Source organism: Kitasatospora sp. NPDC047058 (assembly GCF_040643935.1).
Classification (GTDB): domain Bacteria; phylum Actinomycetota; class Actinomycetes; order Streptomycetales; family Streptomycetaceae; genus Kitasatospora.
In genome coordinates, this window is record NZ_JBEYVJ010000222.1 from 1 (window position 1) to 12,025 (window position 12,025).

10 protein-coding genes are annotated in these 12,025 nt (G+C 73.9%); 7 read left to right on the forward strand and 3 right to left on the reverse strand.

Features of this window, described 5'->3' with window-relative positions; translation table 11 throughout:
• From ABZ885_RS26625 to ABZ885_RS26645, 5 genes are all read left to right on the forward strand, one after another.
• A partial coding sequence (locus ABZ885_RS26625; protein ID WP_360193541.1) for a sigma 54 modulation/S30EA ribosomal C-terminal domain-containing protein occupies positions 1 to 759 on the forward strand: 759 nt, incomplete at its 5' end.
• A 102-nt stretch (positions 760 to 861) separates the two neighbouring features.
• Complete coding sequence (locus ABZ885_RS26630; protein WP_360193544.1) at positions 862 to 1,296, forward strand: hypothetical protein; 435 nt, start codon at positions 862 to 864, stop codon at positions 1,294 to 1,296.
• Positions 1,297 to 1,920: 624 nt separating this feature from the next.
• Complete coding sequence (locus tag ABZ885_RS26635) at positions 1,921 to 4,101, forward strand: RICIN domain-containing protein (RefSeq protein WP_360193547.1); 2,181 nt, start codon at positions 1,921 to 1,923, stop codon at positions 4,099 to 4,101.
• Positions 4,102 to 4,345: 244 nt separating this feature from the next.
• Positions 4,346 to 5,362 (forward strand): UDP-glucose 4-epimerase GalE, encoded by a 1,017-nt coding sequence (galE, locus tag ABZ885_RS26640; protein WP_360193550.1) that lies wholly within the window; start codon positions 4,346 to 4,348, stop codon positions 5,360 to 5,362.
• Between the two features lie 135 nt (positions 5,363 to 5,497).
• Positions 5,498 to 6,496, forward strand: a complete 999-nt coding sequence (locus ABZ885_RS26645; RefSeq protein ID WP_360193553.1) for an endonuclease/exonuclease/phosphatase family protein — start codon at positions 5,498 to 5,500, stop codon at positions 6,494 to 6,496.
• Between the two features lie 34 nt (positions 6,497 to 6,530).
• On the opposite strand, the gene ABZ885_RS26650 is transcribed toward ABZ885_RS26645, so the two are convergent.
• The 3 genes from ABZ885_RS26650 to ABZ885_RS26660 all read right to left on the reverse strand — a co-directional run bounded on the left by ABZ885_RS26650 (position 6,531) and on the right by ABZ885_RS26660 (position 9,831).
• Positions 6,531 to 7,799 (reverse strand): sugar ABC transporter permease, encoded by a 1,269-nt coding sequence (locus ABZ885_RS26650; RefSeq protein WP_360193568.1) that lies wholly within the window; start codon positions 7,797 to 7,799, stop codon positions 6,531 to 6,533.
• Positions 7,800 to 7,870: 71 nt separating this feature from the next.
• On the reverse strand, positions 7,871 to 8,659 hold the full coding sequence (locus ABZ885_RS26655; protein ID WP_360193556.1) for an ATP-binding cassette domain-containing protein: 789 nt from the start codon (positions 8,657 to 8,659) through the stop codon (positions 7,871 to 7,873).
• 59 nt (positions 8,660 to 8,718) lie between these two features.
• Positions 8,719 to 9,831, reverse strand: a complete 1,113-nt coding sequence (locus ABZ885_RS26660; RefSeq protein WP_360193559.1) for a substrate-binding domain-containing protein — start codon at positions 9,829 to 9,831, stop codon at positions 8,719 to 8,721.
• 270 nt (positions 9,832 to 10,101) lie between these two features.
• On the opposite strand from ABZ885_RS26660, the gene ABZ885_RS26665 reads away from it, so the two are divergent.
• Both ABZ885_RS26665 and ABZ885_RS26670 read left to right on the forward strand, forming a co-directional pair.
• Positions 10,102 to 11,190: a hypothetical protein gene (locus ABZ885_RS26665; protein ID WP_360193562.1), complete on the forward strand. Its 1,089-nt coding sequence runs from the start codon at positions 10,102 to 10,104 to the stop codon at positions 11,188 to 11,190.
• 103 nt (positions 11,191 to 11,293) lie between these two features.
• Complete coding sequence (locus ABZ885_RS26670; protein ID WP_360193565.1) at positions 11,294 to 11,764, forward strand: hypothetical protein; 471 nt, start codon at positions 11,294 to 11,296, stop codon at positions 11,762 to 11,764.
• Positions 11,765 to 12,025: the final 261 nt, after the last annotated feature.

The window sequence follows — 12,025 nt, forward strand, 5'->3', positions numbered from 1 at the left end:
CGCCCCGCCCCGGACGTCCGGGTGGAGATCCGCGGTGAGCTGTCCCGTGATGCCGCCGAGTACGCGCGGGCCCAGGCGCGGGACGTCGTCGCGGCGCTCGGCCCGGGGACGCACGCCGCCCGGATACGGCTCACCCGGCTCCGCAGCCGGGCGGTCGGCCGGCCGGTCGTGGCGCAGGCCTCGGTGCGGTTGGAGGAGGTCGGCCCGGTCCGGGTCCAACTGGCCGCCGCGGCCGTGAACGAGGCGGTGGACGTCGCGCTCGGCACGCTGGCCGGCCGGGCCGCGCGGCTGCGCGAGCAGGGGGACATCGGGCTCGCCGTGGCGTACGAGAGCTCCTACCGCCCCCAGTACGTCCCCCGGCCGCTGGCGGAACGGCAGATCGTCCGGCGGAAGACGGTCGTGCCGGTCCGGCGCACCCCCGACCAGGCCGCCCGCGAACTGCTCGCCCTGGACCACGGGTTCCACCTCTTCGTCGACGCGCTCACCGGCCAGGACAGCCTGGTCCACCGCCGGACGGGCGGCGGCCTCCGGCTGGTCCGCGCGCACTCCGCCGCCCGGCTCGGCGGCCCCGGGCTCTCGCCGGCCGAGAGCCTGCACCCCGCACCCCGCCTCGACCCGACCGAGGCCGCCCGCCGGCTCTGGCTCACCTGCTGGCCGTTCGTGTTCCACACCGATCCCGACGACGGCCGGGGCCGGGTCCTCTACCGCCGCTACGACGGCCACTACGGCCTGATCACGCCGGTACCGGAGGCCTCCTGACGGGCAGGAGAGGGGCAGGCCCGGATGACGGGTGCACGAGCACAGCCACACGACGACGCCACACGACGGGCACACCCCGAGCGGAAGACGGGAACTGGGACCATGGACTGCGAAGACGTCATGCTGACCGTCCGGATCACCGCGGCCGAGCGGGCCCTGCTGCGCGAACTGGCGCGCGGCCACGGCAGCGACGTGTCGGAGGTGGCGGCGGACGGTCTGCTCGACGTCATCCCGGCGCTCTCCGGTGAGGCCGACGTGCGCCGGCTGCTGCGGCTGCTGGCCCGTCCGGCGCCGTGCGCCGTCACGTTCTGGCTGCCGGCGCCGGTGGCGGACCTCCTGCCGCTGCTCGGCGAGCGGCTCGCCCGGGCCGGCGGGTTGCGGGCCTGCCCGGCGAGTGCCGCGCTCGCCGCCGCCCTGCGGCTCTGGCTGGCGGGCGACCCGGCCCGGCTGGCCGCCTCCCTCGCCACTCTGCACGCCCCGGGCTCCCGCCGGGCCCCGATCGTGCTCTCCGTCCCCGCGCTGCGTGCGGCGGCCTGACCGGGCGGCAGACACCCGGGCGCCGGGAGCGGCGGCCGTGGCCGGTGCGGCCCGGGTGACGCCGGTTCGGCCGACGGCCGGAGCGGCCGTGCACGGTGGCCTGAATGGCATGTCCCGGGCGGGAAATCGGCTGGTCAGAGCTCTGGTCACGGCCGCTCGGCAGGTCTACCATTCCGGTCACGGCAGCCGGATTCCGAACCCCCGGGAGCATCCGGCCTGGTGGCCGACGTCACCCCTGCCGGGGAGCGCGTACCCCCCGAGCGCGCTCCCCGGCGCCGCCGCGCCCGGCCCTTCCTCCGGCCCGGCGCCTTCTCCTGCCCTCGGCACCGCCGTCCCCGGCCCTTCCTCCTGCCCCGGCGTCACCGACCGCCCTGATCCGCGCCCGGCGAAGCCCCCGCGTGTCCCGTTTCCCGGCCCCGTAAACCCGTCTGAACGATTTTCGAAAGATTTTTCTGTTATCCCCTCCCGCCCCCTCCGCTCTCCAAGGCGTCGGAAGGCCCAGGCCGTCATATCAGGTGGCAGACGGGCCGTCACACCGAGGACAGGAGACTGGGCGCGATGGGACACCGGGGTTCGGAACGTCGGCGCATGCGGGGCAAGAGGTCAGGGCGTCGCACGACGCTGGTGGCAGTGGCCGTCGCGGCCGGGCTGCTGGCCGGCGCGCTGGGCATCCAGACCGCACTGGAACCCGCTGCCGATCGCGGCGGCGCCACGGCGGCGGCGGGAGGTTCGGCCGACCGGGCGGAAGCGGGCACGGTCGGCCTGGTCGCCGACGACGCGGGGGAGACCGGCACGGCCGAGGGCGGCAGCAAGCCGCCCGCGCCGAAGCGGGACCAGAAGGCCGCGCCGCTGAAGGAGATACCCAAGGACCAGCCCGACCGCGGCCTGGTCTACGCCGGTCTGACCCTGCCGACGGGCGACCGCTGCTCCGGTTCGCTGGAGGTCCCGGGCGGCGAGCTCTGCAGCCACGGCCCGGACGCGCCGCCGAAGGACGTGGACATCCGCAAGGACGTCGCGCCGGTGGCCGCTGCGGCCGCCGCCCCGCCGCTGACGCCGCCCGCCGACGCCCAGCCGCCCGCCGCCGCCGACCTGCTGAAGGGTGCGCCGGTCCTGGACGCCGGCCAGAAGGCCCTGCTGGGCGACTCCGGCGCTGCCGCCGCGGGTGCCCCGGCGCCGCAGCAGACGCCGGCCGCGGGCGGGTCCGCCGTGGTCTGCGAGGGTGACGGCAGCGCCGGCAACCGCGTGCAGGTGGTGTACGTCCACGGTCCGGGCGGCGACCGCTTCGCCCAGTACCTGGCCTCGTTCAAGAAGTGGGCCGCGGACGTCGACGTCATCTACAACGCCAGCGCCCAGGAGACCGGCGGCGTCCGGCACGTGCGCTTCGTCACCGAGTCCGACTGCACCGCCTCGGTGCTGAACGTGCAGGTCTCGGACTCCGAGCTCCAGGACTTCAACGCGACGAACCGTGCGCTCGCCGCGCAGGGGTTCAACCGCAAGGACCGCAAGTACATGATGTTCACCGACGCCAAGGTGTACTGCGGCATCGGCACCTTCGCGGGTGACGAGCGTCCCGGCCAGGACAACATGAGCAACTTCGGCCCCTCCTACGGCCGGACCGACTCCGGCTGCTGGGGCGGCCACACCGCGGCGCACGAGCTCGGCCACAACCTGGGCGCGGTGAGCAACAGCGCGCCGAACTCCAGCAAGGGCGGCCACTGCGTCGACGAGTGGGACCTGATGTGCTACTCGGACACCCCGTACTACCCGCAGATGAAGACCGTCTGCCCTGACAACAACAGCGACATGCGGCTCGACTGCCGCCACGACGACTACTACAACACCAGCCCCGCGGCCGGCAGCTACCTCGCCACGCACTGGAACGTCGCCAACAACCGCTTCCTGATCGCCGGCAACGGCACCGGCCCGAACCCCAACCCGACGCCCACCGCGACGCCCACCGCGACGTCCACCCCGACCCGCACCGCGTCGCCGTCCCCGACCGGCACCACCACCCCGAGCCCGACCGGCACGCCGTCGCCCACCGGCACCCCGTCGCCCACCGGGACGCCGACCAGGACCGGCTCGCCCAGCCCGACCGCCTCGCCCACCGGCAGCACCACCGGGCCGGACATGACGGTCAGCCAGGTCACCCAGAACTCGGCCGTGCTGAGCTGGCCCGCCGTCCAGAACGCCGCCGGCTACGACGTCCTGCTGAACGGCCAGGCCATCGGCACCGTCCGCGCCACCGTGGTCGGCGTGGTCCGGCTCGCCCCCGGCACCTCGTACACCGTCGCCGTCGCCGTCCGCGACGCCGCTGGCGCCGTCTCCAAGCCCGGCCGCGCGGTCACCTTCAAGACCACGGCCGACGGCGGGCAGCCGCAGCCCGGCACCCGCTACACCATGGTCAACGGTCTCACCGGCCAGGCCGCCGACCTGTGGGGCAGCTCGATGAACGACGGCACCGTCGCCATCGCCTACCAGCGCACCGGGTACGCCAACCAGAAGTGGACCTTCGAGGACGCCGGCTCCGGCACCGTCCGCATCAAGTCCGTCCGCTCGGACAAGTGCCTCCAGCTGGGCGGCAACGCGGTGGCCGGCCAGTACCTCGCCCAGCAGCCCTGCTCCGGCGCGGCCGCCCAGAAGTGGCGGCTCACGCCGTCGGGCGGCGGGTTCACCCTGAGTGCCGAGGGCTCCCAGCTGGTGCTCGGCGTCAGCAACCGCTGGTACTACGGCGGCTGGCTGCTGGAGCTGCAGAAGGCCAACGGCCAGGCCTACCAGTCCTGGACGCTGCAGAAGACCTCCTGACGCACTGATCAGCCGGCCGACGGACCGACCGGCTGACGGACGACCATGCCTCACCCACCGGGTGCGGCCGCCCCCGGATCACACCGGCGGCGGCCGCACCCGTTCGGCTTTCCGCACGAGGAACACCTGATCCCCGGCCCGCCGGAATCCCGGAGCCGGTGGAACCGACGTGGGCGATCGGTTCGTCCCCACCCTCACCGGGGCGCCACCAGGGCCCCCGACGAGTGCGAGGGAGCAACCGCGTATGAAGAAGGTCCTGATCACCGGCGGTGCGGGGTACATCGGCAGCACGGTAGCGTCCGCATTGCTGGACCAGGGCATCACCCCGGTCATCCTCGACGACCTGTCCAAGGGCCGCCCGGAGTTCGTCGAGGGGCGGGTGTTCTACCAGGGGGACATCGCCGACGCGGCCCTGCTCGACCGGATCTTCGCCGAGCACCCCGAGATCGGTGCCACCCTGCACTGCGCCGCGCGGATCGTCGTCCCGGAGTCGGTCGGCAAGCCGCTCTTCTACTACCGCGAGAACGTCGCCAAGACCGTCGACCTGCTGGAGTCCCTCCAGCGCAACGGCTGCACCCGGGTCGTCTTCAGCAGCTCCGCCTCCCTCTACGCACCCACCCCGGACGGCCGGGTGGACGAGACCTGCCCGGTCGAGGCGAGCAGCCCGTACGCGCGCACCAAGCAGATGATGGAGAACGTCCTCCAGGACTGGACCCGGGGCGAGGGAGCCGAGCGGATCCGCGTCGTCGTCCTGCGCTACTTCAACCCGATCGGCGCCGACCCGCAGCTGCGCACCGGCCTGCAGGACCTCAGCCCGACCCACGCGCTCGGCAAGCTGATCGAGGCGCACGCCGACGGCACGCCGTTCACCGTCACCGGCGTGGACTGGGCGACCCGGGACGGCTCCGGCATCCGCGACTACATCCACGTCCAGGACGTCGCCGAGGCCCACGCCGCCGCGCTCACCCGCTTCGACGAGGTCGTCCGGCCCGCCGACGAGGACCGCTTCCGGGTGATCAACATCGGGACCGGCGAGGGCACCACCGTCCGCGAACTGGTCGCCGCCTTCGAGCAGGCCGTCGGCGCCACGCTCGACGTCCGCGAGGCCGACCCGCGCCCGGGCGACGTGCTCGGCTGCTACGCGGCCGTCGACAACGCCCGCGAGCTGCTCGGCTGGTCCGCCCGGCGCACCATCGCCGAGGGCGTCGCCGACGCCCTCGCCTGGCGCACCAAGTGGACCGCCCGGCTGGCCTCCGCCTGACCTTCCGCCACGTCGACCGTCACGCCGTCCGCCGCCTCCCTGCGCGGACCCCGCCGCCGCCCGCCCGCCGGTGCCCCGGAACCGGACGCACGGGCGGCGGCGTCCTCCCTGCGAAGCCGAGCGACGGGAGTGACGGTGGGGAAGCGGGGAGCGGCGGACCGGTCCGGGCGGGGCCGGCGGGGCTGGACCGGGCGGGTCCTGACCGGACTCTGCGCGGCCGCGCTGGTGCCGTCGGCCGCACTGGCCGTGGTGCGCCTCGGCGGCTGGGACGACGGGACGTCGCTGGCCATGCCCATGGTGCTGCTGCCCTACGCGGCGGCGGGCGCCCTGCTGGCGCTGGTGGTGCTGCTGGCACTCCGCTCGTGGTGGGTAGCCGGGGTGGCCGGGCTGCTCGTGGTGCTCCAACTCTGCTGGCTGGTCCCGAGGTTCGTCCCGGAGGGCGGCTCGGTGGCGGCCGACGCGCCGCGGCTGCGGGTGGCCACCAGCAACGCGTACATGGGGCAGGTCGACGCCGCCGCGCTGGTGAAGCTGGTGCGCGAGCAGCGGATCGACGTGCTCGCGATGGAGGAGTTCTGGGGGGCGGCGCCCGGCGCGATGGAGCAGGCCGGGATCCGTGAGGTGCTGCCCCACCGGCAGGTCCGGCCGGGCCGCGACACCGTGCTCTACTCCCGGCTGTCGCTCGCCCCGCTGGACGCCTCGGCGCCGGAGGAGGCCCGGAGCCTGGTGGCCGCCGAGGTCGCGGTGGGCGGGCGGACGGTGCGGCTGACCGCCGTGCACACCTACTACCCGCTGGGCGACGCCGGGCGCTGGTCCCGGGACTTCGCCGGGCTGCGGGCGGCGGCCACCGGCGCCACCCGCAACGCCGTCTTCCTCGGCGACTTCAACGCGACCCTCGACCACGCCCCGATGCGCGAGCTGCTCGCCACCGGGCTCACCGACACCCACGCCGAACTGGGCCGCGGGGTCTCGCCGACCTGGCCGGAGGACAACGCGGACTTCCCGTACCTGCCGCCGGTGATCCAGATCGACCACGTGCTGCACGGCGACGCGCTGACGGCGGTGTCCGTCGCCGAGCACCGGGTGCCGGGGACGGACCACCGCGCCGTGGTCGCCGAACTCGCGGTGACCGGCTGAGGCCGCCCGGGGCGGGCGCGCCGCCGGACAGACGCTAGGCGCGGCCGGCGGCCTTCTGGGTGCGGCGGGCCAGCGAGTCGATGACCACCGCCGCCAGCAGCACCGCGCCGGTGACCATGAACTGGATGGCGTTGCTGAGGCCCTCGATGTTCATCCCGGACTGGATCGAGCCGATCACCAGCGCGCCGAGCAGGGCCGACCAGGTCGAGCCGCGTCCGCCGAACAGGCTGGTGCCGCCGATGACGGCCGCCGCGATGGCGTTCATCAGGAGGTTGCCGCCGCCGGAGGTCTGGCTGGCCGACTGGATCTGCGCGGCCAGGAACAGGCCGCCGACCGCGGCCATGGTGGAGCAGATCGTGAACACGCTGATCCGGATGAAGGCCACGTTGATGCCGGCGCGCCGGGCGCCCTCGATGTTGCCGCCGAGTGCGAAGACCTGCCGGCCGTACGTGGTGCGGCGCAGCACGAAGTCCAGCACCACGATGAAGATCAGGAAGATCAGGAGCGCCAGCGGCAGGCCCTTGTACTGGTTGAGCGTGTAGGCGGCGAGGAAGGCGATGATCGCCAGCACCACGGTCCGCATCGCGATGTCCGACACGGGCCGGGACGGCACGCCCGCGGCCTGGCGGCGGCGCGCGTCGAACAACGAGGCGCCCAGGAAGAGCAGGACGCCGATCGCCGCCGTGCCGTAGGCGGCGATCTGCTGCCCGTAGATGGTGCTGTAGAGCCGGGAGACGATGTCGGTGCCGGGCAGGTTGACCGTGCCGCTGGTGCCGAGGATCTGCAGCATCAGGCCGTTCCAGCCGAGGTTGCCGGCGAGGGTGACCACGAAGGCGGGGACGCCGACCTTGGCGAAGAAGAGGCCCTGGATGCAGCCGACCACCGCACCGCCGACGAGCGCGGTGAGCAGCGCGACGTACTGGTTGACGCCGTCGGTGACGCTCAGCACGGCGTAGATCGCCGCGCACAGGCCGCTCACCGAGCCGACCGACAGGTCGATCTCGCCGAGCAGCAGCACGAAGACCACGCCGATCGCGATCATGCCGGTGCCGACGATCTGCTGGGACAGGTTGGAGAGGTTCTGGGCGGACAGGAAGCTGCTGTCCAGGCTGCCGAACACGGCCCAGATCACGATCAGGGCCAGGACCACGGGCAGTGAGCCGAGTTCGCCGCTGCTGAGGCGGCGGCGGAACTCGCCGAGGTATCCCTTGATGCCCTCCTGGCGGACGATCAGCCGGGGGTCGACGGCCGGGGTGGCCTCGGCCGCCACCGGGACGGGCGCGTTGACGCCGCCCTTGGGCATGGTGTCCTCGGGCAGCGGGACGTGGCGGCGCTCGGGCTCGCCGCCGTCGCTGCCCCCGGGGAAGTTCTCGGTCACTGGGAACCCTCCTGGCCACGGGCCTTCCGGCGGGTCACGGCGTTGTCCGTGGCTCCGGTGATGGCCGAGATGATCTCTTCCTGGTTGGTGTAGCGCTTGTCGAAGACACCGTTGTTGCGGCCCAGCCGCAGCACCGCGACGGTGTCCGCGACGGCCATCACGTCGGCCATGTTGTGGCTGATGAGGATCACGCCGTGGTCCTGCTCGCGCAGCCGCTCGACCAGGTCGAGGACCTGGGCGGTCTGCTCGACGCCGAGGGCCGCGGTGGGTTCGTCCAGCATCACGATCTTCGGCGAGCCGATCAGAGCGCGGGCGATCGCGACCACCTGGCGCTGGCCGCCGGAGAGCGAGGCGACGGGGATCCGGACGCTGGGGATGCGGATGGACAGCGTGTCCAGCAGCGAGCGGGAGCGCCTCTCCATCGCGACCTCGTCGAGGATGGTGAAGCGCCGGATCTCGCGGCCGAGGAAGAGGTTTCCGACCACGTCGAGGTTGTCGCAGAGCGCGAGGTCCTGGTAGACGGTGGCGATGCCCAGGTGCTGGGCGTCCTGCGGACGGTGGATGGCGACCGGCCTGCCCTGCCACTCGATGACGCCCTCGTCGGGCTGGTGCACCCCGGCGATCGCCTTGACCAGGGTGGACTTGCCGGCGCCGTTGTCGCCGACCAGGGCCACCACCTCGCCGGCGTGCACCTCCAGTTCGATGCCGGTGAGCGCCTGGACGGCGCCGAACCGTTTGGAGACCCCGCGCAGGGCCAGTACGGTCTCACCTGCCACAGTGACCAACTCCCTTGCCCCGTCTCCGGTTCGGAGACGGGGCGTGCTCGTGTCGGGGTAGCGTCGGACTACTGGAGGCCGGCCGCGGTGCAGGCGGCGGCGTAGTCCGGCGTGCAGATCTGGGCGACGGTGTAGAGGCCGTCCTGGACCACGGTGGTCTTGATGTTGTCCTTGTTCACGACGATCGGCGTGATCAGGTTGGCCAGCACCTTGTGGTTGCTGCCGTTGGTCGCGGTGGTCGGCGCGATGGTGGGGCCGAGGGACGCCCCGGTGGCCAGGTCGACGGCCATCCGGGCCGCGGCGTCGGCCTCCGGCTTGAACGGCTTGTAGATCGTCATGGTCTGGGTGTTGATCAGGATGCGCTGGATGGCGTCGAGCTGGGCGTCCTGACCGGTGAGCGGGACGTTGATCCCGGCCGCCTTCTGCGCGGTGGCGATGCCCGCGGCCATGCCGTCGTTGGCGGAGTAGATGCCGACGACGTTGTTGGCGCCGATCGCGGTGATGCCCGCGGCGGCCTCCTGGTTGGCGATGTTCGGGTCCCACTGCGGGGTGTCGTACTCCTTGCCGATCTTCAGCTTGCCGTCCATGGCGCTGTGCGCGCCGGCCTTGAAGTCGGCCGCGTTGGGGTCGGTGGGCGAGCCGTTGATCATGATGATCTGTCCGGCACTGGCCTTGTCGCCCACCGCTGCCACCAGGGCCTGGCCCTGCAGCTGGCCGACCTTGTGGTTGTCGAACGACACGTAGGCGTCCACCGGCCCCTGGGCCAGGCGGTCGTAGGCGACCACCTTGACGCCTGCGTCGTGGGCCTTCTGGACGGAGGACTGGATCGCCTTGGCGTCGACCGCGTCCAGGATCAGCACCTGGTTGCCCTTGGTCAGGGCGGTGTCGACCTGGGTCTGCTGGGTGGTCGCGTCCTGGTTGGCGTTGTAGTAGTCGATCTGCGCGTTCGGCGCCAGTTCCTTGATCTTCTGCTCGATCAGCGGCCGGTCGAACTGCTCGTACCGGGTCGTCTTGGTCTCCGGCAGCAGCAAGCCGATCTTGAGCGCCCCGGCTGCGGTGCCGCTCGCGGCGCCGGGGGACGTGCTGCCGGTCGACTGCTTGGCGCTGCCGCAGGACGCCAGGCCGACACCGAGGGAAAGCACGGCGGCCGCCGCGAGGGCGCGGCGGAGTGCGTTGGTCATGAGGATGCCTCTCCGGTTTGAGTCCACCCCCGCATCCGAGTCTGTGAACTCCGGAGCGTCACCACGATTCGGGTTGCGCCGAACGGGTAGCACGAACCCCCGGGCGGCCGCCCGGAAGCCCGACGAGGGGGCCGGACGAGGGCCGGACGGGGGTCGGACAGGGGTCGGACGGGGGTCAGGAGCGAGGCCGGGACGAGGGGGCCGGCCGAGGTTCCGGACGGATGCCGGGCCGGGCCCCACCGTCGTGGCGCGGGCCCCGATACTGACCGCATGCTCTTCCGACGTCCGCGCCGCGTCGCCGCCGTGACCGCCGTCCCAGCCGTCCCTGCCCCCACTGCCGTACCCGCCCTGCCGGAGGCGGTGGACGTCGCCGAGCCGTGGGCCGTGGAGTGGACCACCTGGCCGCGCGGCGGTGACGGGCCCGCCGTCCGCTTCACCGGCCACCGCGAGCCGATCGGCTCCGTGGCGACGGCCGTCGCCGACGGCCGCGTGGTCGTGCTCACCGCCGGCCGGGACGCGGTCGCCCGGGTCTGGGAGGCCGACCACGGGCGCCTGCTCGCCGAACTGCCCGCCGGCCGGTGGGCCGACGTCACCCTCGGCCTGCTGGACGGCCGACCCGTCGTCCTCACCGTCGACGGCCTTACCGCGGAGTTCGCCCGGGACCCGGCCACCGGCCGGTGCCTGCGGACCCTGCCCACCGACGACGCCCTGTCCGTGGCCGCCACCCTCCTCGACGGCCGCCCGGTGGCGATCACCGGGCACGAGGACACCACCGTCCGGTTCTGGGACCTCACCGACGGCCGCGAGCCCGGCCGGCCCCTGCACGGCCACACCCACCCGGTGCACGCCGCCGCGGTGGCGGTGATCGGCGGCCGCCCGGTCGCGGCCACCAGCAGCGGCATGAACGCCGACCAGTCCTTCGACGAGCACGTCCTCCTCTGGGACCTCGCCGCCGGCACCCGGGTGGCCGCCTTCCGCGCCGCCACCACCTCGGCCGTCGACGCCGTCGCCCTCCTGGACGTGGCCGGCCGGCCCGTCGTGGCCACCGGTGACTGGCGCGGCCGCGTACGGCTGTGGGACGCGTCCTCGGGCCGTCCGGAGGGGGTGACCATGCCGGACGGCCCCGCCGACGGGGTCTGGGCGCTGGCCGCCACGACCCTCGGCGGGCGGCCCGTCCTGGCGGCCGGCAGCGACGACGGCACGCTGCGCCTGTGGGACGCGGCGACGCACCGGCGGACCGGCCCGGTGCTGCGCTTCCCCCACCCGGTGCGCGGAGTCGCGGCCGCGCCCGGCGGCCGGTTGGTGGTCTGCTTCGGCGCGGAGGTGGCGGTGCTCGCCCACCGCGGCACCGCCCGGTAGGCCGGACCGTCCCCCGGTCTCCACGCCGGTCTCCACGTCCTGCTTTCTGTCGGGGCTCGATGTCGGGGGAAGCCCTCGGGGCCCGTGGGTCGTTGGGCTGGGTGTGGCAGACGAGGCGGGTGGTGAGGCGCGGCGGGCGCCGATGGTGTGGGCGTTCGCGGTGCGGGAGGTGGCGGGAGGGCCGCTGGCGGAGGCGATCGTGGAGGTCGGCGCGCGCCTGCACGGCGAGCTGGTGGTGGACGCCGTGGACAGCGGGTTCGTGCTCGCGGCGGGGGAGCCGCCCGCGACGACCGGGGTGGTCGAGCTGGGCGGGCGGCGGTTCGAGCGGCTGGTGCTCGTGGGCGGGCGGCAGGTCTGGGAGCCGGCCTCGGGGGTGGCGGTGTCGCCCGGCTGGCTGTCGGCCGCGGAGGGGCGCGGGGGAGTGGCGGTGATCGTGGTCCCGCCCGGCACGTGGCCGCCCGGCCTGATGGGCCTGGAGCCGCAGGAACAGATCGCGGCGTTCACCCGGAGCCTGGAGGCGGCGCGGATCGCGGGATTGCTGCTGCACGGCATGGTGGGCGTCCAGAAACGGTGACCGGCCGAACCGTGCCCGGCCGGGGCGGCCGGCAGGTTCACCAGGCCGGGTCAGCCCGGGACTGCCCGCCCGGCGCAAGCCGGCCGCCGCTCCCGTGCCGGCGGGCGCGGCGGCGGGGGCGGTCGTAGCGTCGGTCCATGACTGCCGACGAGACGACGATGATGGCGGTGGGCGTGCGATCGGCGGCGGAGGTCTTCGCCGCCCTGGAGCGGGCGAACGGCCGCCGGCCGCCGTGGACGCGCTACGACCACGGTGTGGTGG